Below are 22,460 nucleotides of genomic sequence, written 5' to 3'. Positions count from 1 at the left end.
ACCCGTTGCACTCTTTTAGAGGCTTGCTACAATCAAAAGTGATACTATACTACCTCTATGCCAAAAGACTATTACCAAGTTCTCGGTGTTTCGAAGGGCGCCACAAAGGAGAATATCAAAAAAGCGTACCACCAACTTGCGCGCAAGTTTCATCCTGACAACAAAGAGACAGGGGATGAAAGTAAGTTCAAAGAAATTAGCGAAGCATATTACACACTTTCGGATGACAAGCGCCGCGCGGAGTACGACGCGTACGGAAGTGTTTTCAGTGGAGCCCAAGGGGGGGGCGCCAACCGAGGCGGATTCCCCTTTGGTTCGGGAGGATTCGGTAGCGCGGGATTCGACTTGGGAGATATCTTCGAAGATTTTTTTGGCGGTGTTGCCGGATCCGGAAACTGGCGAGGCGGTTTTCGAAGCGGGACACCTCGAGGGAGAGACATTTCAATAGATATCGACGTCTCTTTTGCCGAAGGAGCGTATGGTGTAGAGCGCACAGTATTGCTCGCCAAGACGACAAAGTGCACCGTATGCAGTGGCACTGGTGGGGAACCGGGTACGGGAACCAAGACTTGCGTACCATGTAACGGACAAGGACGGTTCCACGAAACACGCTCGACGGTGCTCGGCACCATTACGAGCGTTCGGGAATGTGATGAATGCAAAGGAGAAGGCAAAGTACCTAACGAAACATGTCACGAGTGTCGCGGTATGGGCGTACTCCGAAGACAAGAAGAAATCACTATCCGTATTCCTGCTGGTATTGAGGACGGTAGCGTGATTCGCGAACCCGGAACAGGTGAAGCTGTGCTCAAAGGGACACCAGGCGACTTGTATGTTCGGGTTCATGTTGCGCGGCATCCGTATTTCCGTAGAGATGGCAATGACCTCGTTATGAATTTGAACATCAAGTTAACTGACGCGCTCCTCGGCGCCACATACCCAGTGCACGCGCTTGATGGCTCTGTACTCAAGGTAAAGATTCCTGCCGGAGTCGGCTTAAACGAAAAACTTCGAGTAAAAGGAAAGGGTGTGCCTTTGGAAGGGGGGCGCAAGGGTGACCTCCTTGTAAAGTTAAACGTCAATCTCCCGTCAAATCTTTCCGAGCGCACCAAAGAGCTCATCGAGAAGCTTAGAAAAGAGGGGATCTAAAGCAACTTCCAAATTTTTAATATTGTTGTTTCCAACACAGCCGCCTAAGGGCGGCTGTGTTAATTATTGACTTTTTGTCTATTTATGATATAATCCAGTCATAATCGGCTTAAGGGCCGATACCTTCTGTGGCATCCTGCCGCAGAAAAGTACCTTGTTGGAGGAACAGGATGAGGGCACAAATAACGTGGTTTGACGTCGTCTCGCGTGGGAATAACCCCCAGATGAAATTCGGTGACGTCCAAGTCATGCGTAGGGACGGCAGTGTCCTCCGTGGACCTGTGAAGGGGGTTCGTCGCGAGGGCAGGGAGAACATCATCGAAGTCATCTGGGTGGCGGAGAAAAAGACCCCGCAGAGCGAATGGGTTCGACAGACCCCAGATCCGATTGTGATCACCTTCTTCGAAGGTCAACCCTTCTTAGACGGCAACACCATCGAGGCGACGATTCCCGAGTTGGGGGAATTGAAGCTCTTCAGGAAGGGTGAGGCGAGTTACCTTGATCCGAGCGTGGTCACTGGTCTCCAAGGCAATGAGGTGCGGCAGTATCGCGCATGGTTGTACGACATTCCGCTCGACTCGAACTGGGAGCGGATCGTCAACCGCGTTGTGCACGACCTCGGTGCTGGCGGGCTTGCGAGCGAGTATGAGCAGATGCAAGTCCAGGACGAGGCCGCCGCATTCAAGGGGCAGACCACCTCGGCGGCAAGCTGACAGTCGAGACGTTGCGTTGTATCGAAGCCGCTGGGAAACCGGCGGCTTCATTTTTTAATTGTACAGACCAACCTTTGAGTTTGACACAGACCTTTTCATATATTACTCTAGGATCAGTTCTGGTACGTGGAGGAACTCTGATGACGAAACCGGCGGGAAAGCATTGGTTGCTCTATCCCAATCCTATTGTTGATCGAGGATTTCTTCGTGGCTTTGCTCGCGGTCTTGTCGAGGGTTCGACACTCATCGCGAATTGTGGCAGAGGCAGCCCGACAGCCATGCGGGCGCTCCTCGTTGGCTTCTGGCCGTTTGTGTACGAATTTGAGAAAGCAATTGATGCGCAGTCGAAGAGGCTGCCCCTCCGTAGGCTTCTCAAGGGCCGCTTTAGCACCGAGATTGCACAACAGTACTTTGTTTCCGCCGCTCACGTCCTTCGTCAGATGCACGAAGAAGAGGGTGAGCACGCTCGCACATGGCATGACGATGCTTCCAAGATGGGGCTCAATCTGACCACACTCGGGGTGGCTCGAGAGAGAGTGCATTGCATTCAGGCGCTTATCGATAAGGCGTATACAGACGATCCTTTCAAGTTCTTCTGTGCGCTTGCCGCAACCGAATACATCGCGGAAGAGCTCTCCGCCTTTCTCTGTGGTTCGCGTCCATTCACGGAACAGCTCGACGGTCAGTTTGCCTGGGGGGAGTTGCACATTGCGCACCACGATGGGCCATCACACCTCGAGATCGATGAAGATCTGGCTCGCGCAGTGCATCCGTCTGAGGATTCTATCGTCGTTGCAGAAGACATGAAGCGTGAGACTAAGGCAGTCGAGTTGCTTTTTAGCCAAGCGGCCGAAGAGGTACTCGAGCGGGCACGTGTTGATGCGCTAGATATTACGTAATGTTTTTGAGCCGCTCTCGAGCGGCTTTTTATATGTTTCTCTCCACATAGGTATATTGCCCTGTGGTAGTATAAAGATTGAAAGATCACACTATGCTCTACGGCAACGTCTTAGGAGTATTTCTCATCATCTTCGCCGTTATTAACCTCGCCTTTGCTGGCTTGGTGTATTTTCATAGTACGCGCACAAGAAGCGTCCTCTTTTATGTGCTCATATCAGTCTTTGCAAGCTTGTGGTCGATTGCGACCCTGCTCACGCTCGTCGATGTCTTCCCCTTCGAAGTCTTTGCGGCGGCGGCAAACCTCCATTACATCTTCGGCTACATCGCCTATCTCTCCTTCTTTTGGTTTGCGCTGTATTACCCAGTTCCATCACGGGTTCCGTTCTTTATCCCATCTCTGGTTTCTGTCGTCACCATTGGGCTTCTTCTTTCTATACCGACCACCGACTTAGTGCTCAAAGCAATTCTTGGAGGAGAAAGTGTAGGTGACCGGATCATTTTTAATCTGCCTGGGTACATTGCTTTTATCGCAATGCTAACAGCAGTGTTCTTGGCGGGTATCGCTGTTTTTTGGGCAAAACTCCGTTCGCCAGAGAAGGCTCTCGTAAGTGCGAGGCAACAAATACGCTTTGCACTTCTCGCAAATTTTGCCGCAGGCACACTTGGTATTGTTTTTAACCTCGTCTTCCCACTCTTCGGGAACTTTTCTTTGTTCTATATCAATCCTATTTTGGTCACGACCGCTCTCACCGGCATTGGGCTCTACAACCTCATGAGATACAACTTCTTTAACCTCAAGGTTATCTTCGCGGAGGTGCTTACCGTGGGTATTTGGGTTATTTTGCTTGCCCGGACGATTGCCTCGAGTGACACAGGGGATCGCATCATCAACGTCGTCCTTCTCCTTGTTACTATTGTTTTCGGCATCCTCCTCATTCGAAGCGTGCTCCAGGAGGTGAAGGCGCGCGAGGAGGTTGAGCGTCTGGCGGGAGAGCTTGCCGCGGCTAACGAGAAGTTGAAAGAGCTTGACCAGCGGAAGTCCGAGTTTCTCTCGCTTGCTTCGCATCAGCTTCGGAGCCCCCTCACCGCTATCAAGGGCTACGTTTCCATGCTTATCGAGGGATCGTTTGGAGAATTCCCCCCCAAGGCGCGAGAGGCCCTGGACCGAGTGTTTGTCTCCAGCGATCGGCTCGTCAAGGTGGTGGAAGACTTCCTCACCATTTCCCGTATCGAGCAGAACCGGCTCAAATATGAATTTCAGACAATAGACCTTTGCGAGCGTGTGCGCGATATTGTGAAGGAGTTTCGTCCGACGATAGAGAAGAAGGGGCTTGTTCTCAAAATGCGTGTCGGAGAAGAAGACGCATGCAGTATCATCGGCGACTCCGGTAAGCTAAGCCAAGTTATCGAAAACATTATTGATAATGCCGTCAAATATACCAAAGAAGGGGGGATTACTATTTCGACCGCACTTGTTCCCGGCAAGAACCTTGTGCGACTTGCGGTTGCTGACACGGGCGTTGGTGTTGGGAAGGAGGATGCCGAAAAACTCTTCCAGAAGTTTTCTCGAGCTGACGGCGCCTTTAAGGTAAATACAGGAGGTACTGGGCTCGGACTCTATATCGCAAAACAGATAGTCGATGCGCATCATGGAAGGATTTGGGTTGAATCAGAGGGTAAGGGTAAGGGATCGACGTTCTATATTGAGTTGCCGACGGGGAAATAGAGGTTTCTTCGCTCGATAAAACAAAAAAACCAAAAGCCTAGGCTTTTGGTTTTGACACCACTCTTGGTGCGCGCGCTTTTGTCTTAACGTGGTCAGGCGAAGCTTTGTTCGTCGCTACGGCAAGACGTACGCTCTCCTCAGAGTCTGAAGTCATCTCCTCAAGGACATCAATGGGTGTGTTTTGATTTGCCCCAACAGCTACCCGCACGCTCGAGTCTGCGTCTTTTGCCAGAGTGCGCAATGCTTCGGTCTGGGTCGACAACCTCGTCGCTGTCTCGCGCCGGATAATTGGACCCTCGTCGTTCACAAAACGGACCAGAAGCTCCTCGGGCGTCTTACGATTCATTACGATAGCAAGGCGCACATCAGCACCGTCGTGTGTTGCGAGCTTGCTTAACACAGTGACGGGAGTATCTTCGTTTCTGGCAATTGCCCACAAAGTGCCCCACTCACTTTGCTCATCCTCACGTCTCTGCGCAGCTTCTACGAACGCGAGAGAAAGTCCGAGCTCTCGAGCCAATCGGGTCACGAGCGGCGGAACTGAAGTCCCTGTGTGTGTCACAACTTTGCTCCTACGTCAAGGACACTAGGCTCACAATACTACACTTCCATGGCGGTTGTAAATCATTCCCGTATTCGCATGTCTCGGCCGGCAATATAACCAATGTTTACGTTGCTTGTTCCGTTTTTTGCTGTTAGGATATGGGGATGAAAGAGAGGAAGAAAATGCTCTCCGGCATCAAGCCGACGGGGCTTCTCCATATCGGCAACTATTTCGGCATGATGAAGCAGTCAGTGGAGCTTCAGAGTGAATACGAGAGCACTTTTTTCATCCCAGACTATCACGCGCTGACGACACTCCACGATCCAAAACTACTTAAGAGTTTTGTCAGAGAAGTTATTCTCGGCTATCTCTCGGTCGGGCTCGATCCCAAGAAAGTACTTCTTTTTCGCCAATCCGACGTTCCCGAACACACTGAACTTGCTTGGATTTTTAACTGCATCACGACCGTCTCCTATCTCTCGCGTGGACACGCGTACAAGGATGCAGAAGCTAAGGGTGAGGAGGTGTCTGTCGGTACTTTTGATTACCCAATGCTTATGGCGGCGGACATTTTGCTCTATGATACGGACGTTGTTCCTGTCGGGCAAGATCAAAAACAGCATGTCGAGTTTGCGCGAGATACGGCAGAGAAATTCAATCGACTTTTTGGTGAGACCTTCAAACTTCCAGAAGAGCGCATTATGAAGGAAGTTGCGACGGTGCCAGGGCTTGATGGGCGCAAGATGTCAAAGAGTTACAATAACTACATTCCACTTTTTGCATCACGCGAAGTCATCGTAGAAAAGGTCATGGCCATTGTCACGGATTCTAAAGGAGGCCGTCCAGAAAATGTATTTGCAATCCACCGACTCCTTCGAGATGCCCAAGTATTGGAGCCCTTGTACGACGCACATGTGGGGAATTACAAAGCGCTCAAGGAGGCGCTTGTCGAAGATTTGGATGCATTTATTGCGCCGATGCGAGAAAAGCGCGAGAAGCTCGAGAAAGAGTACGATGTTGACGCGCTTCTGCGAGAAGGAGGGGAGAGGGCGAGAGCGATTGCGTCTACCAAGATGCGCGATGTTCGTGCTAAAGTTGGCGTTCGATAAACAAACATATGGTATCTCGTACTTACATTAAGGATTTACACTCACACGTCGGCAAAGAGGTTACTGTTGCGGGGTGGATTTCAGGTCGCCGCGACCACGGGAAGCTCATCTTCCTCGATCTTCGTGATGAGACAGGACTGGTGCAAACCGTTGCGAAACCCACACACGAAACCGCGCACCACATAGCAGACACACTACGGCAGGAATGGGTCATCAAAGGAAAGGCGATGGTCAACAAACGCCCCGAAAAGATGGTGAACGCCGAGCAAGACAACGGCGACATAGAGCTCGAGTTCACAGCCCTCGAGGTATTGAACAGCGCCGAAACACCACTCTTTGACCTTGGAACTCCAGGGTATGAGGTGAGCGAAGAGACTCGTCTCAAATATCGTTATCTCGATTTGCGCCGAGCGCGTCTCCAGAAAAACATGCGCATGCGTGACAAGGTCATACAGTACATGCGCGCCTTTTTAGGGCAACGAGGTTTTGTGGAGATTGAGACTCCTATTTTGACGAAGTCGACCCCCGAAGGAGCGAGAGACTACATCGTGCCCTCGCGGTTGGACCAAGGTAAGTTCTACGCCTTGCCGCAATCACCCCAGCAATACAAACAACTTCTCATGGCCTCCGGCTTTGAGCGGTACTTTCAGGTTGCCCGCGTATTTCGCGATGAAGACATGCGTGGCGACAGGCAAGCCGAATTCACCCAGCTTGATATTGAGATGGCATTTCCAACACAGGAGGAGATTTTGAATCTAACAGAGGAGCTTTACACCTCAATTGTGCAGGAGCTCTACCCGAAGAAACGCATGCAGCAAACCCCGTGGCCGCGCATGAGCTATGAGGAGGCAATGAAGAAGTACGGAACCGACCGACCGGATATTCGCGAGAACAAAGAAGACCCCGATCTTCTGGCTTTTGTGTGGGTACTTGATTTTCCGCTTTTCGAGCCCACCCTTGAGAATGGTCACTTTGCGCCAAGCCATCACATGTTCACAGCCCCAAAGGAGGAAGACTTAGGAAAACTCGATACGGACCCGGGCTCTGTGCGCTCTTACCAACACGACATGGTTCTGAACGGCTACGAAGTCGGGGGTGGCAGTATCCGCATTCACAATTCCGATCTTCAGCAAAAGATCTTTAAGCTCATTGGCTTTGACGAACGACAACAAAAAGAGTTTGCGCACATGCTCGAGGCATTTCGGCGTGGAGTGCCGCCCCATGGTGGCATAGCCCCAGGTATCGATCGCTTTATTATGGTGCTCCAAAACGAACCCAACATTCGCGAAGTAATCGCATTCCCGAAGACAGGAGAGGGGAGGGATCTTATGATGAGCGCCCCTTCCGACGTTGCTCAAAAGCAGTTAGATGAGCTTGGTATCTCCATTAAAAAGAAGAAGTGATTGATTCCATGAGTAGTCAGGAAGGGCAAGGATACAAGGTAAAGACGCGTACATTTGAAGGCCCACTGGACCTTCTTTTGACACTTATCCAAGAGCGGAAACTCCACATAAGCGATGTGTCGCTTGCCGAGATTACCGACGACTATATCTCGTACATTGAATCACTTCCCGAATTTCCAACACGAGAAGCGGCCGATTTCATTCTTGTCGCCTCGACGCTGGTTCTCATCAAGTCGCGGGCACTGCTTCCGGCGCTTACTCTCACAGAAGAAGAGGAGGAGAACATCGAGAACCTTGAAGAACGCCTACGCCTTCTCAAGCGAATGCGTGACCTTGTCCCCATAGTGCGCGAACGATATGGTGCGGCAATCGTCTATTATCGTGAACCCTCGAAGGATATAATTCCGGTCTTTGCGCCAACGGGCGAACTTACGGCGCCGAACCTGTTGTCCACCGTAATGAATGTACTTAAGCGATTGCCAAAGATTAGTGATATTCCCCAAATCATGGTACGCAAGGTCATTTCGCTCGAGGAGATGATGGACGATTTGGCGGGGCGCATTCGAGGAGCGCTTGCTATCAGTTTCAAGGAGTTCGCGCGTGATAAAAAAGATACAATTGGTATCGTCGTGAGCTTTCTCGCAATGTTAGAGCTTGTGAAGCGTGGTATTATTACAGTGCGACAGGATAAGCATTTTGAAGATATAGCAATGGAAAGTGGAGATGTGGCAACTCCCAAATACCTCTGAAAGACTCATGTCATTAGACAAACAAATTGAATCCATACTTTTTCACAAAGCAGAGCCGCTTACCGGTAAAGAGCTCGGGCGACTTTTGGGTGCAAGCGAAAAGGAGGTCGAAGAGGCGCTCGTGACGCTCGGGGTAGCCCTCAAGGACCGGGGTGTTGCTCTTCTAAGGAAAGATGATGAGGTTATGCTCGGGACCGCCCCGGAGGTGAGCGCCTTAATCGAAAAAATTAACAAGGAAGAACTGTCAAAAGACCTGGGTAAGGCTTCACTCGAAACGCTCACTATTATTCTCTATCGCGGACCGCTTTCTCGGAGTAATATCGACTACATACGAGGCGTTAATTCGAGTTTTATCCTAAGAAATTTGCTAGTGAGGGGATTGATCGAGCGGGTTTCCAATCCCGAAGATACACGCAGTTTCCTGTATCGACCAACGTTTGATTTGCTTGCGCACCTCGGAGTTACCCACGTAAGCGAGCTTTCAGAGTACGCGACGGTGCGGGCAGAAATGGAGGCGTTTGAAAAAGTACAAGGAACACAGGCGGGCTCGAGAGAGGGGGAAGTAGCAGAAAAAGAATCCTAACTAGTATGGAAGCTCGATACACAATTCACAACCTAGTATGGGTAGCAGCGGCTCTGCTATTCGTCTTTCTCGTGTCTGCGTTGTTTTTGGGAGCTCCTCGAGAAGTGAGCAAAGGTACAGAGACGGACGTCCTTGGTTCTCCATACGAAGGACTTCAACTCTCTGCTCGGTCAGCTATGGTGTGGGACATTGCTCTAGAGAAACCACTTTTCGAAAAGAATCCCGAAGCACAGTTGTCGCTTGCATCGCTCACAAAGGTGATGACGGCGCTCTTGGCAGAAGAGGCTCTGCAGAAAGATGCAGAGATTGTTGTTGGCAAAGACGCCGTGGCGGAAGAAGGCGATAGCGGGCTTCTGGTAGGCGAGCGTTGGCGGGCAAAAGATTTGATCGGCCTCACGCTTGTAACTTCTTCCAATGATGGGGCGGCTGCACTCGGGGCCGCGGCGACCTTCGGGGCTCTTCCGCCAGGAGAATTAGAAGGAGAAGGGGGCAGTATGCGTACCCTTATGAATGAAAAGGCGCGAGCGCTCCGTATGACGCAAACATTTTTCATAAATCCTTCCGGACTTGATGTATCGGCGGGGTTGAGCGGCGCGTATGGCTCTGCGCGCGACTTCGCGCTCCTCCTTTCGTATGCACTTCGGGAGCACCCAAGTATTTTCGAAGCGACTCCGTACGCGAGACGGACATTCATCTCGCTCGATAACAAAGTGCATAATGTGGAAAATACCCACAAGACGATAGAAACACTCCCCGCGATCATTGCATCCAAAACAGGGTTCACCGATCTTGCGGGAGGTAATCTTGCTGTGGTGTTTGAGGCGGGGCCAACGCGTCCAATCGCCGTCGTTGTCTTAGGGGGGACCGAAGAGGGACGCTTTTCTGATGTGGAGAAACTCGTCTGGGCGACACTAGAAGAAATCAGCGCTCAATAAGGGGCATCAAATAACGAGGTTGACTAATAAGCTAAATCTGTCATAATCGCGAAAGAACCCTAGCCGAACCTAAACAAGAAAGTGAGGCCGCCCAATGTCAGCAAGGCCCGTTTTGAAGCGGGGAGCAGGCGCCGCAGAAGAGAATCTCGCGATCGTCTACCGCCATCTTTATGAGAAAGCGACGGCCGCTGGGGATGGTCGTACGCTCTTCCGGGCATATCTTCATGTGCCCAACAATTGGCGTCACTATATTGATAAGGCAGCCGCATGTCAGTGGCTAAAGCCCGTATTCGAATTCCGTGGCAGAGGGAAGTCGATTGAGTCAATACACTTCATCAAGCGGCCAGAGGAGATCGTAACTCCGCTTACCGCCGTAGCTTCTCCTCCTACCCCCACGCCACCAAGTGGTGCAGGAGTCAGAGCGGAGCGGAAGTTTCGAATCTTTCGCAGGGATGGGAAACCGCTTCCGAAAGAGGGTGGCGAGAGTGAGACTGGGGCAAGTTCGCCAGCAACACCGCTTCTGCCTCGTGCAACCAAATCGGCACCGGCAGCAGTCGTACCGGCTACCGCGCGCGCGAAGCATGCGGCAGAGTGGGGCAAGATTGTCGCTCACGGCGCGGGAGTGTCGCCAGCTGACAAAACTCCGCCAGTGAGGAAGATGCGTCCTCGCGTACTCGTCTTTGTCGACGCGGCAAATCTGACTGGTCGGAGAAGGGGCGGAGAAAGCGAGGCGCTTATCGCAAAGAATCGCAAGTTTAGCGGTGAGCGCGTCGAACCAATTACGGGCCCGGCCGCCAAAGAGCGCCTTGTTGAATTGCGTGATGTAGATTGGGCGGGGCTCATGCATCGTGTTTGTCTCGGACCTTCGGGGAATGAGCCGCTCTCTCTTGCTGGTGGTTGGGCGTATGTATATTCGAGTCCGCGCCTCGTGAAGAATTTTGCGGCGCAGAAGAATATGCGGGGTAGTGCCGCGCGGGGGAGTTTCCAGATCATTTTCCACGAAAAGTCTGACACCGACCCCTTGATGGCCGCGGACATTGTATACCACTCCGTAAGACAGATGGGTGAGATGGTGGAGGGCGAAGAGCTTATACTCGCACTCATCACCGGTGATATTGATTTTCTTCACGCAATTAACCGCGTAAAGGAACTCGCTGGGTTGATCAACATCCGAGTACGTCCATGGATTCTCTCCTGGGAAACTGCACTTAGTGCCCAATGGAAGAAACACTCGGAAGTGACATTCCTCGACGGCCTCCCCGTCGTGACGTACGAGGCGAAGAAACGCATGCAGATATTTGGGAGTTCCCCGACAGATTCTTCGGGACAGCTCGCACAGACACTGTAGAAAACTGATTATATTTTCATAATTATGCCCCCGGCCGCTTCGTGCGACCGGGGGCTTGACTTTTGTCTATAATATGATAAAATTCACTTGTATCTGAACCTTGTTTTACGGAAGGAGAAACCCGATGGCCACAAAGACCATTGGTGGAGTCGAGCTTAGTGGGGGGTCCGTTTCGCGGGTCATCCTGTTCAAGTTCAACAGCCCGAACGCGTCGGTCATACCCGTTGGGGCGCCGTTGGTCGAGCGTCCTCTGAACGGTGCCATGCAAGCGCGCCAAGCGCAGCAGGGTGTTCGTCCGGGGGTGAAGGTCATCGACAACCTGCCGTCTGTCGCCGTGTCGCCGGAGATCCTCGGCCAACTGGCGTCCCTCGACTTCGTGCTGGCAGGTGTCCATGGTCTGTCGCTCGACCGTGCGTCGGGCACGCAGTACGTCGCCAACTTCGCATTCGAGCGGCAAGCCGCGCTCGACCACAGGTTGGCTCAGGCGACACCGAAGGAGCATGCGGAGATGCTCGCCAACATTGAGCTCGCAAAGCGAAGCTTCGCTGAGCGGGCGGCAAGCACCTGGCAGTTCTGCCACGTGTATGACAACCCGCCGCCGCGCGCTGACACCGTCGAGCTCATCGACACGCGCGGCTACAGCGATGCGGCAAAGAAGAAGCCGCCGCGTCACACGATCGTCCTTACGGATGGCCCTTTCCTCACGGCCTGTCAGGCCCCAACTTCTGTCTAGGCACTTTGTGCCACACCCTCTGCTGTGCGTTCCACGCGCAGCGGAGGGTTTTTGCATATACAGCCCAAAACGTAGTCGATTTGACTTTTTCTTTATTTTATAGTAGTATACTTGAGTAAGACTCTTGGTCTTTCACACGAAGCGACGAAAGGCATTACGGATGTCTCGAAGTATTAGTGTTGCTTTCCTTGGTGGCGCGCAGAAAATTGGCGCAAGCTGCCACGTGATTTTGCTCCAAAGTGGACGGCAAAAGATAGCCGTCATGATTGATGCGGGGCGCGACCCTCGAACGTCGCGTGACCCCGAGCACTATGACAAGAGTTTGCCCGACATGCAGGGGCTCTATGAGCTCTTGCGTTCAGGTGTGACTGAACTTGTCATTGTGCTCACACACGAACACTTTGACCACAGCGGTGCACTGATCCTCATTGTGCTCGGAGTGGAGCAGGAATTTCCGGGATTGCCCATTCGCATCTTGATGACACGAGAAACAGCCGCATTTGCGGCGATGCTATGGGAAGAAGATGCGCGAGATATGCAGGGGAGGGGGTGGGCAGACCATACGCCACGCTTCACCCGTGCGCACATCGCCCGCATCAAAAGCGGTATCAATTTCATTAAGCCGCGTCGGGAAATCCAACTCGCGGAAGGCATCAAGTTGCTGCCGGCAGACGCCGGGCACACATTGGGATCTGTTTCGCCGGGCATCGAAGCCTGGGGTGAGACGATCTTCCACACCGGGGACATTTCATTTACCCCGAACCCGCACTTGTCTCCAGCACTCTTCTTGCAGATGCGTCGGACAACGATGCTCATCTCTGAGGCGACAAATCTTAATGCCAAATCGCGGAAAAGCCGCGAGGAGGCAAAAGAGGAGTTTTTCTCCGGAGTAGAAAACATCGTCGACCATGGTGGCATAGCGCTCATCCTTTCATTCCGCGATCGCGTTCAGTGGTTTGTGGAAGATTTGGTGAGAAACGGAATGCCACCCGAGAAGATCCTCCTGGACGGAGTCGGCATCAAGGTCGCCGAGATGACGAGGGGGTTCCTCCCCAGCGCGCATCTGCACACCGTGCAAGGTGTACAAGGTCAAGCGGACCGCGAAAAGCTGCTCAAGTCCGGTTGGTCGGGTGTTGTCATCGCAACTGGCGGCATGGGGCAAGGGGCCGCGGTTGAGTGGATGAAGCTACTCTTGCCCATAAGGGGACATGGTGTTTTCTTGTCAGGCTACGCCTGTGAGGACACACCAGCAGGTTTGCTCCGCGAAGCCATGGCGGACAGATTCCTCGAGAGTAAGGCGATCCAGCTACCCGATGGCAGAAAAAGCCGTCGGAAGCAGTGGTATCCGATCAACGCCACTGTTATCGATGAACGCATGTCTGGTCACGCTGAGACGGACCAACTGGAGCAGTTTGCGCGGGGCATGAACCCGCAACATTTGGTCTTTGTCCATGGTGACAAGCGTGGTGTGCAACGCTATATTTCGGGTGCCGATGCCTCGTCATTTGCGGCGGATGGGAAGACAAAAATACATTTCCCACCCACGCGGGATCGAAACGGTTCTTTATTTATCCTTGGGGTGTAAAAGCACTTCGTCTTATATTTCGTCTTCGCTCGGAGCAAGTGGAGCCGCCTAAAGCGTCTCCACTTGCCGTCCTCGCTTGACGAAATAAGGCCATATCGGCACCCCCCGAGCCCTGTCAAGGTAGCACTTGACAGGGCTCTTTTAATTTGCTATACTATACTACAGATACCTTGCCCCTAAGAAGGCAGGGTCTCGTGTAACCTTGAGTATGTTTATCGCTCCACGAGACATCCCATTGTGGGATGTTCCGAAGGAGCACTGAAGAAGGAAACCCAAGATGGGTAAGAGCACTCCTCGCCGTCAATCGACGACCTCCTTTGCGGAGGCGTTGGAGCATGCCAAGACCAACCCCACCAAGGAGCAGTCCGTGAAGCAGACCAAGAAGGCCGGCGCCCCCGCGGCGACCGACAAGCTCGTGTTCGATCTCGACGCCGACCTCGGCGGCACGCATACCGACGCACCGGACACCGGTGCGGAGGAAGCGCGCCGTCAGCAGATGGACGAGCGGAGCAGCACGTTCAACTCCGTCCTCTATGCCCTTCCGGGCAGCGTTGCCCAGATCGTCTGGAGCCAGCGTTCGGACCGTCTCGCGATCGCGAGCCAGCTCGCGACTCGTGGCACGGCGACGGAGAAGGACATGCTGCGCGCTCGTCGCGACAAGCTCGACGCCGACTCGGCGCTCCAGCGGCGCTTCAACGCCTCCTTCGGGCAGTTCACTCCCGATGAGGCGCCGGTCATCTCGCGGCACGCGAAGTTCGCGTACGTGACGGCGATCGCCCTCCTGTGCCCCAGCAACTGGTTCGACCTCGGCCACGTCGCCGATCGTGCCATTGCGCTCGGCGTCGCGCGTCCGGTCACCGACGGCAACACCCGCAAGGTTGGTGTCGTCAAGGTCGGGCGCGACCGCTGGATCGAGATGTCGCCGGAGTTCAAGGCGACGGCAGCCGACATGCGGACGACGTGGCCCAAGGACCTCGTCGTCAAGGGTGTCGCGGTGCCGGCGTACAAGAACCCGTTCGAGGTCTTGGGCGATCTCGCCTCGGCGCTTGCTCGCGAAGCGAGCCAGCGTTGGCGCGATAGCCTGGATGCCCTGAACGAGGGTCTCACCCCGAACCTCAACGCCATCGGCGTCGCGGACAAGGGTGGGGAAGGTGACCTCGTCGTCACCGACCCTGGTGACGATCAATACGACGGCGGCAAGGTGCGTGTCACCGCAGCCGACGGCAAGGTCACCTTCGTCGCCGGCCACGGCAACTCCTACTTCCGCAACAAGATCACGCAGATCGCGGAAGCGGGCATCACCGTCGCGATCGCCGACCTCGGCTTGACGCCGAAGCAGGCGAGCACCACGTACAAGGGCACGGCGTTCGCCGCGTTCATGATCGCGTCTCGGGCCTTCAAGCACGAGCGCGTCCTGATCGAGCGCGCCAATGCGGAGCGGGAAGCCGCCGAGCATGCCCTGACCGAGGTGACCACCATCGCGAAGAAGGCCGCAGGGAAGGGCAAGAAGCTCATCTCCGCAGCCGACTTCCACGGTGGTGCCACTGGCGTCGCGGTCCTCGTCGTCTCGGAGTTCGAGCCGACGCTTCCCGTCTACAAGGACGGTGAGATCGTTCGCGACGGTACGCGGACGAAGACCACGGTCGCCAAGCTGGGTACGGTCCCGATGGCGGTGGAACGTGTGGTGGGCGAGGACAACAAGCCTCGCATCATCATCCACGGTGTGGCAGCGTGTCACGCCGTGCTCCTCGCGGAGATCCCCGCCGGGTCGTCCTTCTACGAGCTTGATCCGGACGACAAGACCGGCAAGCGGTACTCGGGGGTGAACAACCCCGCGCGCTTCTTCCTCCGCTGCAACCTCGGAGCGACCGAGAAGCAGCAGCAGGCGGCGGCCGCGGCGACCGAGACCGAAGGTGACGACGTCGGCGAGCAGACTCGCTCCGCCAGCGCCTAACCGCACCCTAGTAGCACTTTAGTAACCGCGTAGATTGGCACCTTAACCTGGTGCGCAGGGCTTCCCAAAGCCTCCGTGTCGAGCGAAAGCTTCGACACGGAGGCTGCGGGGGCTCTTTTTTGTTTATACGGTCAATGCTATAGTTTGTGAATGATAGAGGCTCTCGACGTTGTCAAAGTCATGGTCCCCGGAGCGGTGGCTTTTTTTATAGGTATTGCCGCAACACCACTCCTTACACATTATCTCTACAAATATAAGCTGTGGCGGAAAGATCAAAAGACCAAGACTATAAGCGGGGAAGATGCGCGCATTATACCCACACTCCCGAGTCAGCAACAGGAAACAAAAGTGCCACGCATGGGGGGTATCGTGATTTGGGCATCTGTCGCTATAACCACACTTCTCTTCTGGTCTCTCAAAGAAGTGTTTCCTAGTGAAGAGGCGGAGAAGTTAAACTTCCTTTCTCGTAATCAGACATGGCTGCCCTTTTTTACTTTGATTGCGGCTTCACTCGTTGGTTTAGTTGATGACATTCTCGTCGTGACAGGTAAGGGGAAGCACATGGGTGGGGGATTGCCACTTCGCACACGTATTGCCGTTGTCCTGACTCTCGGTGCCTTGGGCGGTTGGTGGTTTTTCGCAAAACTCGGAGTTGCAAGTCTCGCGGTGCCTTTTCTGGGCGAGGTGTATTTAGGACTTCTTTTCATACCGCTCTTTATGATAGTAATGCTCGCACTTTTCTCGGGGAGCATCATTGACGGCATTGATGGCCTTGCTGGGGGAGTGCTTGCAATCATGTTTGCAGCTTTTGCAGGGATCGCCTTTTTCCAAAACCAAATCGATATTGCTGCGTTCTCAACTGTTGTTGCGGGAGGCCTCCTCGCATTTCTCTGGTTCAATATTCCGCCAGCGCGCTTCTATATGTCAGAAACGGGAATGCTCGGACTGACGACCACGCTCACCGTCATCGCGTTTTTAACAGATGCAGTGTTGCCGCTCTTTCTCATTGCGTTTCCGCTCTTTCTCGCCTCCGGCTCAAATATTCTCCAGCTCATTTCGAAAAAATATTTCGGCAAGAAAATCTTTCGCGTGGCCCCCATCCATCATCATTTTGAAGCGCTTGGATGGCCCCCGTATAAGGTGGTAATGCGTTTTTGGGTCTTGGGAGCGATCTTCGCCCTTTTGGGTGTGATACTCGCACTCGTTGGTTAGTTGCAGGTTGTGAGTTGTTGGTTCTATGCGCAAACCCGTTGATAAATGGTTTCTAGGGATTGTTCTCACGCTTCTCTTTGGGGGCTTTTTTATATTTTTCTCTGCGGCCTTGAGTCTTCTCGCTCGAGATGGCGCCCTGTTCAAGAGCGTGGTCACAAATCAGGCGGTTGGGGTTTGTATCGGCCTCTTTTTGATGTTTGTGTTTTCGAGGATTCACTACCGTTTTATAAAACGGTACGCGCTCCCGTTTTTCATCCTGTCACTCATTACGACAGCGCTCGTCTTTGTTCCTGAAATCGGTTTTTCACACGGCGGTGCTTCTCGATGGCTCTCCCTCGGACCTTTTTCGTTCCAGCCATCAGAAATCCTAAAGCTTGGATTCATTTTGTATTTCGCGACGTGGCTTGCGGCTATGCGCGAAAGGGTATATTCCTTTACGTTTAGTATCCTACCCTTTTTAGTTCTTATTTCTCTCGTGGGAGTGCTGTTGCTCCTCCAGCCGGATACGGGAACTTTTGGACTAATCTTTGGTTCTGGGATCGCCCTCCTTGTCGCCAGTGGGGCCCGTTGGCGAGACATCTTTGCGCTCGGGGGGGTGGCGCTAGGTGGCCTCCTCGCTCTCGCGTATTTTAAGCCGTACGTTAAAGAGCGGCTTATCACTTTTTTTAATCCAGCGCACGACCCTCTCGGTATTGGGTATCAAATTCAGCAATCGCTCATAGCCATCGGCTCCGGTGGTGTATTGGGACGGGGTTTTGGCGAGAGCGTCCAGAAGTTTGGTTTCTTGCCGGAGCCGATCGCAGACTCCATTTTTGCCGTCTTTGCCGAAGAGTTTGGTTTTATCGGGGGAGTTGTTTTGGTAGCGTTGTTTATGCTCTTTGTATTTCGGGGCCTTTCTATTGCAAAACACGCCCCCGATTATTTTTCTCGACTAACGGTTGTCGGAATTGTTATACTCATAGGGTGGCAGGCCTTTGCAAATATCGGCGCAATGCTCGCAATACTGCCACTCTCTGGCTTGCCACTCCCGTTTGTTTCTCATGGGGGGTCGGCATTGATTGTCGTGCTTGCCGGTGTGGGTATCGTCCTCAATATCTCACGGTACAGTAAGACATAATACATACACACATGAAGATCGTTTTTACAGGTGGTGGCACCGCAGGGCATTTTTATCCGCTTATTGCGGTCGCAGAATCGCTCAACACTATTGCAAAAGAAGAGAAGCTGGTCCCACCCCGGCTGTATTACATGTCAAACAACCCCTTTGACGAGGCGCTCTTGTTTGATAACAGTATTGCATTTAAGCGTATCTCCGCAGGTAAATTGAGGACTTATTTTTCGCTTTTGAATATCACTGACCTTTTTAAAACAGCATTGGGTATTCTTGTTGCGATTTGGAAGATGTTCCTTATCTACCCAGATGTTGTTATTTCAAAGGGTGGGTATGTAAGCTTTCCCCCGGTCTTGGCCGCACGCATTTTGCGCATCCCCGTCATTGTCCATGAGTCGGATTCTGTGCCGGGCAGAACCAATCTTTGGACAGGCACATTTGCAGATCGCATTGCTATTTCCTGGCCAGAGGCGGCCCAGTACTTCAAGGGAGATAATGTTGCTCTCACAGGCCAACCCGTGCGCCGTGCAATTCAAACCCCAGCAAAAGAGGGAGCTCACGAGTATTTGCATTTGGAAGAGGGGAGACCGGTTGTTCTCATTTGGGGGGGCTCACAGGGGGCGCAAATCATCAATAAAACCATTCTAGATACACTCCCTGAAATTTTGGCAGAGTATCAGATCATTCACCAAGTGGGAGATGCCAATTTTGAGGAAGTTAAAAATCTTGCAAATGTAATTGTAAAAGACGACACACTTCGAGTGCGGTACAAACCATTTGGGTATTTAAATACTCTGGCGCTTCGCATGAGTGCTGGGGCGGCATCCCTCGTCATTTCGCGAGCGGGTTCAGGTCTCTTTGAGATTGCAGCCTGGGGATTGCCCAGCATCATTATTCCCATAACGGAGTCAAACGGCGACCACCAACGACGGAATGCCTTTAACTATGCACGTTCTGGCGCTTGCGTTGTTATTGAGGAGAAAAACCTTACGCCGCACGTCCTCGTATCAGAGATTAAGCGACTCATGCAAAACGAAGTCGAACGGAAGAGGATGGGGGATGCGGCAAAGGCCTTTTTCCTGGCGGGGGCAGAGGAGAAGATAGCGCGCGAAGCGATCCGGATCGCCCTTTCGCATGAGTAATGGTAGTGTAAAGCATGGCATCAGATGCTCCAAAAATGATTACCCGATTTGCTCCGTCACCGACGGGCTCTTTACATGTCGGCAGTGCCCGGACGGCCCTCTTTAATTATCTTGCTGCGCGGAAGTATGGTGGGAAGATGATTTTGCGCATTGAAGATACTGATCGGGAGCGTTCGACCAAAGCGTTTGAAGAGGATATTTTGGACGGTCTCAAGTGGCTCAATCTTTCGCATGATGAGATGTACCGGCAGAGTGAGCGTGGGGATATATATAAAAAGCACGTGGAGAAGCTATTGGTAAGCGGAGCGGCGTATGAGTCAGAAGAAGAAAAAGAAAAGGGGAGCGGGAAAGTCATTCGATTTCGAAATCCGGGCACACAGGTAACGTTCACCGACCTTGTTCGTGGCGAGATATCATTTGATACCACAGAGCTTGGCGACTTTGTCATTGCTCGGAGTAGCACAGAACCGCTTTACCATCTCGCCGTGGTCATCGATGACTTTGAGTCAGGTGTAACGCACGTGATACGCGGAGAGGACCACATCTCAAATACTCCGCGACAAATCTTGATCCAAGAAGCACTCGGCGCCCCGCGACCTATCTATGTTCACATACCTCTCGTCCTTGCGCCCGATCGAAGTAAGCTCTCTAAACGTCATGGTGCTATGCCCGTTAGTGAATACGGGAAACTTGGGTATTTACCAGAAGCGCTCCTCAACTTTCTAGCACTCCTCGGCTGGTCTCCAGAGAAGGAAGGGCAAGAAGTGTTTACTCTCGAACAACTCGTAGAGCAATTTTCGCTCGAACGAATTCATAAAAGTGGAGCTGTTTTTGATGTTCAGAAACTCGATTGGATAAACGCCGAGCACATACGAAAACTTTCTGACGTGGCATTTTGGGATTATGCACAAGCGTTTTTCCCAAAAGAAATTACCTCACTTCCTCAATATAGCGATGATCGTCTGCAAAAAATGGCGCCAGTGTTACGGGAGCGCATCTTCAAGTTTGGGGACATCGAAACACTTGTAAGCGGGGGAGAGCTCCGGTATTTCTTTGAGGCTCCAGAATACCCAAATAAAGAAGTTTTGTTTTGGAAAGGAGAGACACAAGAAAACACAACACAATATCTAAAAGATATTGTCAACATCCTTACAGAAATACCGCCAGCAAGCTGGAATGCAGAGTATGTGAAGGGGAATGTGTGGGATTATGCAACAGAAAAGGGTAGAGGTTCTGTTTTGTGGCCCATGCGCTATGCTCTCTCTGGGCTCGCCAAATCACCAGACCCATTTGTGCTCGCGCATGTATTTGGAAAAGACGAAACGCTCAAACGACTTAATACCGCACTTGTAATGCTCAGGTCGTGATGAGGGCAATCAATATGAAGATATCCGTGTTTTTACAACGAGCCGCATTTCTCTTGCTTCTCGTCGGCGGGGTAATTTCTTTGAGTGGCACTGTCTTTGGCCAAACGACAGAGACGTTACGTTCCGAAATAGAAAAACGGAACTCTCTTATTCTCGAACTCGAAAAGGAAATCAAGGGATACGAGTCGCGTTTGAATGCACTTGATAAAGAGGCCAAGACACTTCAGAATACGGTGGGCCAAATAGAGTTGACGGAAAAAAAATTACAAACGGATATCCGTTTGACGGAGCAGCGTATAGCGGCGGCATCTCGAAACATTACGACCCTAACGGGGGAGATCGAGGACAAGAATGCCGGCATCGAGAAGAACAGCGCCGCCATCAGCGAGATTGTCCGCCGTGTTCATGAACTTGAGTCCGAGACCTTGGTCGAAATATTGCTTAGGGAAGATAGTTTTTCTGTGTTTTGGGATACCGTTGAGAGTCTCGGCCAACTCCAGGCCAACGTGCACAAAACTGTAAAAGAGCTACAAACACTCAAGGTTTCGCTCGAAGAGAAACGAACATTGCGGACAAAAGAAAAAGAGGAGCATGTTTCTTTGGCTGAGCGTCTTGTCGATCAAAAAGAATTGGAAACAGCAAACCGCAAATCGAAACTCGCGTTGCTGAAAGAGACCAAGAACCAAGAGTCCAACTACAAGAAGATACTCTCAGAAAAGCAGGCGCTTAAAGAGGCGCTCGAAAGAGAAATTCGAGATTTTGAATCTCAGATTCAGCTCGAGATTGACCCTAACTCCTTGCCGCAGATAGGCGCGCTTCTCCGCTGGCCGGTGGACAACGTTTCTATAACGCAATACTTCGGAAACACCCCGTTCGCAAGTCAGAACCCGCAAGTGTACAACGGTGGTGGGCATAACGGCATTGATCTCAGGGCTCCTAACGGCACTATTATACGCGCGGCGGCCAACGGAGTGGTCACTGACACCGGAGACACAGACAGGGCTTGCGACGGGGCTTCATACGGCAAATGGGTGCTTATACGGCACTACAACAATCTCTCAACGCTGTACGCGCACCTCTCACTCATTCGGGCCGAACCTGGGCAAGAAGTTAAGATTGGGGATGTCATTGGCTACAGTGGTAATACGGGGTATTCAACGGGGCCGCACCTGCACTTTACAGTCTATGCCGCCTCCGCGGTGCGGGTCACCGACGAATACCGAAGTAAGGTATGCGGGACCTACCTCAAGCTCCCACTTTCGCCAAGAAATGGGTATTTAAACCCGCTGTCGTACTTACCGGGAATACGTTAGACAATGGGTTTTCTGCTGTGGTATAGTACAAGCAATGTATAGATACTCCTCAAACAACCAAAGGGGCCTAATAAAGTTTGTTATTTTGATCATTATCGGTATTTTGGTGTTGAGTTATTTCAGTATTGATATCAGGAGCATAGTCGAGTCGGAGCAGTCACAGAGCAATTTCCAATATGTGTGGGGTTGGGTTGTCTTTGTCTGGGCTGAATATTTGGGCGAGCCCGTGAGGTATTTTTGGGATGAAATCTTTTTAAAGCTCATTTGGTCATCCTTTGTCGAGAATATGGAGAAAATTAAGCGTGGTGAACCAAATGATCTTGAGAGTGGGGCGCCGCAGGGTGCGCAGCCGCAGTATTAAGTATATAGTCCCTTAAGTATTCTATGAAATGCCCAAAATGTAGCGAAGAAATGGTTGCAAAGGTGGAAGACACCAGCTCAAACTCGCGTAATGGCAAACAATACGACCGCACCGTTTTTTGGTGTGAGAAAGATGATGTGTGGGGTAGCCTAGAGATTCCAAAGGTATAGGAAAAGTTCTGGACCCATGAAATTCATCTTTAGAGTGCAAATTAGGACAGAACACACCGAACAAGAGTATGTTGATGCCTGGAGGAAGGGAAGCGCGGCTATTCAAAAATCAGCAGGTGCAAAAGGCACTGTGTTATATAGAAATCTTGATGAACCAGGGACACTTATTGCAATTGCAGAATGGGAATCAAAAGAAGCACGAGATATTGCAATGAAAAAATTGCATTCGGAGAGCGCAGAGATTCAGAACACCTTAGACCGACACAAAGAATTTGGAGACATAGAAGTAATTGGGAATTTTGAAGAGGTGGCAAGAATTGAGCCGCCAGCAGCTCGTTAATTGATAGTAACGT

Annotated in this window: 21 protein-coding genes; 20 read left to right on the top strand and 1 reads right to left on the bottom strand. The window is 52.1% G+C overall.

Going from position 1 to position 22,460, the window contains the following annotated elements; translation table 11 throughout:
- Positions 1 to 57 precede the first annotated feature (57 nt).
- The 4 genes from HY455_02750 to HY455_02735 all read left to right on the top strand — a co-directional run bounded on the left by HY455_02750 (position 58) and on the right by HY455_02735 (position 4,488).
- Positions 58 to 1,149, top strand: a complete 1,092-nt coding sequence (locus HY455_02750) for a DnaJ domain-containing protein (protein MBI4118424.1) — start codon at positions 58 to 60, stop codon at positions 1,147 to 1,149.
- Positions 1,150 to 1,319: 170 nt separating this feature from the next.
- Entirely contained in the window at positions 1,320 to 1,862 is a 543-nt protein-coding gene (locus HY455_02745) for a hypothetical protein (protein ID MBI4118423.1), read from the top strand.
- A 140-nt stretch (positions 1,863 to 2,002) separates the two neighbouring features.
- On the top strand, positions 2,003 to 2,761 hold the full coding sequence (locus HY455_02740; GenBank protein ID MBI4118422.1) for a hypothetical protein: 759 nt from the start codon (positions 2,003 to 2,005) through the stop codon (positions 2,759 to 2,761).
- Positions 2,762 to 2,853: 92 nt separating this feature from the next.
- A complete protein-coding gene (locus tag HY455_02735) occupies positions 2,854 to 4,488 on the top strand; it encodes a hypothetical protein (GenBank protein ID MBI4118421.1) in 1,635 nt (544 codons plus the stop codon).
- Positions 4,489 to 4,525: 37 nt separating this feature from the next.
- Here the strand turns inward: HY455_02735 and HY455_02730 are convergent, their stop codons facing one another.
- Positions 4,526 to 5,050, bottom strand: coding sequence for a hypothetical protein (locus HY455_02730; GenBank protein MBI4118420.1), 525 nt, complete (start codon positions 5,048 to 5,050; stop codon positions 4,526 to 4,528).
- A 146-nt stretch (positions 5,051 to 5,196) separates the two neighbouring features.
- Between HY455_02730 and trpS the strand changes: the two genes are divergently transcribed.
- The 16 genes from trpS (at position 5,197) to HY455_02650 (ending at position 22,447) form a co-directional block, all read left to right on the top strand.
- Positions 5,197 to 6,141, top strand: coding sequence for a tryptophan--tRNA ligase (gene trpS, locus HY455_02725; GenBank protein MBI4118419.1), 945 nt, complete (start codon positions 5,197 to 5,199; stop codon positions 6,139 to 6,141).
- Between the two features lie 8 nt (positions 6,142 to 6,149).
- Positions 6,150 to 7,544 (top strand): aspartate--tRNA ligase, encoded by a 1,395-nt coding sequence (gene aspS / locus HY455_02720; protein MBI4118418.1) that lies wholly within the window; start codon positions 6,150 to 6,152, stop codon positions 7,542 to 7,544.
- Positions 7,545 to 7,552: 8 nt separating this feature from the next.
- Positions 7,553 to 8,293 (top strand): segregation/condensation protein A, encoded by a 741-nt coding sequence (locus HY455_02715; GenBank protein MBI4118417.1) that lies wholly within the window; start codon positions 7,553 to 7,555, stop codon positions 8,291 to 8,293.
- A gap of 7 nt (positions 8,294 to 8,300) precedes the next feature.
- A complete protein-coding gene (locus tag HY455_02710) occupies positions 8,301 to 8,876 on the top strand; it encodes an SMC-Scp complex subunit ScpB (GenBank protein ID MBI4118416.1) in 576 nt (191 codons plus the stop codon).
- Between the two features lie 5 nt (positions 8,877 to 8,881).
- The gene (locus HY455_02705; GenBank protein ID MBI4118415.1) at positions 8,882 to 9,811 is read left to right on the top strand and encodes a D-alanyl-D-alanine carboxypeptidase; all 930 of its coding nucleotides are present in this window, start codon (positions 8,882 to 8,884) and stop codon (positions 9,809 to 9,811) included.
- A 94-nt stretch (positions 9,812 to 9,905) separates the two neighbouring features.
- The gene (locus tag HY455_02700) at positions 9,906 to 11,159 is read left to right on the top strand and encodes a hypothetical protein (GenBank protein MBI4118414.1); all 1,254 of its coding nucleotides are present in this window, start codon (positions 9,906 to 9,908) and stop codon (positions 11,157 to 11,159) included.
- Between the two features lie 124 nt (positions 11,160 to 11,283).
- Positions 11,284 to 11,892, top strand: a complete 609-nt coding sequence (locus HY455_02695) for a hypothetical protein (protein MBI4118413.1) — start codon at positions 11,284 to 11,286, stop codon at positions 11,890 to 11,892.
- A gap of 160 nt (positions 11,893 to 12,052) precedes the next feature.
- Positions 12,053 to 13,477 (top strand): MBL fold metallo-hydrolase, encoded by a 1,425-nt coding sequence (locus HY455_02690; protein MBI4118412.1) that lies wholly within the window; start codon positions 12,053 to 12,055, stop codon positions 13,475 to 13,477.
- Between the two features lie 277 nt (positions 13,478 to 13,754).
- Positions 13,755 to 15,431 (top strand): hypothetical protein, encoded by a 1,677-nt coding sequence (locus tag HY455_02685; GenBank protein MBI4118411.1) that lies wholly within the window; start codon positions 13,755 to 13,757, stop codon positions 15,429 to 15,431.
- 150 nt (positions 15,432 to 15,581) lie between these two features.
- Positions 15,582 to 16,643, top strand: coding sequence for a hypothetical protein (locus HY455_02680; protein ID MBI4118410.1), 1,062 nt, complete (start codon positions 15,582 to 15,584; stop codon positions 16,641 to 16,643).
- Positions 16,644 to 16,668: 25 nt separating this feature from the next.
- Entirely contained in the window at positions 16,669 to 17,760 is a 1,092-nt protein-coding gene (locus HY455_02675; GenBank protein ID MBI4118409.1) for a cell division protein FtsW, read from the top strand.
- 11 nt (positions 17,761 to 17,771) lie between these two features.
- Positions 17,772 to 18,896 (top strand): UDP-N-acetylglucosamine--N-acetylmuramyl-(pentapeptide) pyrophosphoryl-undecaprenol N-acetylglucosamine transferase, encoded by a 1,125-nt coding sequence (locus tag HY455_02670; protein MBI4118408.1) that lies wholly within the window; start codon positions 17,772 to 17,774, stop codon positions 18,894 to 18,896.
- A gap of 35 nt (positions 18,897 to 18,931) precedes the next feature.
- Positions 18,932 to 20,263 carry a glutamate--tRNA ligase gene (gene gltX / locus HY455_02665; GenBank protein ID MBI4118407.1) on the top strand — a complete coding sequence of 444 codons (1,332 nt, stop codon included), beginning with the start codon at positions 18,932 to 18,934 and terminating at the stop codon, positions 20,261 to 20,263.
- Positions 20,263 to 21,576, top strand: a complete 1,314-nt coding sequence (locus HY455_02660) for a peptidoglycan DD-metalloendopeptidase family protein (GenBank protein ID MBI4118406.1) — start codon at positions 20,263 to 20,265, stop codon at positions 21,574 to 21,576. The genes gltX and HY455_02660 overlap by 1 nt, the downstream gene beginning before the upstream one ends.
- A 34-nt stretch (positions 21,577 to 21,610) precedes the next feature.
- Positions 21,611 to 21,937 carry a hypothetical protein gene (locus HY455_02655; protein MBI4118405.1) on the top strand — a complete coding sequence of 109 codons (327 nt, stop codon included), beginning with the start codon at positions 21,611 to 21,613 and terminating at the stop codon, positions 21,935 to 21,937.
- A gap of 186 nt (positions 21,938 to 22,123) precedes the next feature.
- Complete coding sequence (locus tag HY455_02650) at positions 22,124 to 22,447, top strand: antibiotic biosynthesis monooxygenase (GenBank protein ID MBI4118404.1); 324 nt, start codon at positions 22,124 to 22,126, stop codon at positions 22,445 to 22,447.
- Positions 22,448 to 22,460 lie beyond the last annotated feature (13 nt).

This window comes from Parcubacteria group bacterium (assembly GCA_016204045.1).
Taxonomy (GTDB): Bacteria; Patescibacteriota; Minisyncoccia; order Phycocordibacterales; family UBA2135; genus JACQLQ01.
The sequence above is the reverse complement of the archived record's forward strand: the minus strand, read 5'-3'. Positions and strand labels throughout refer to the sequence as shown.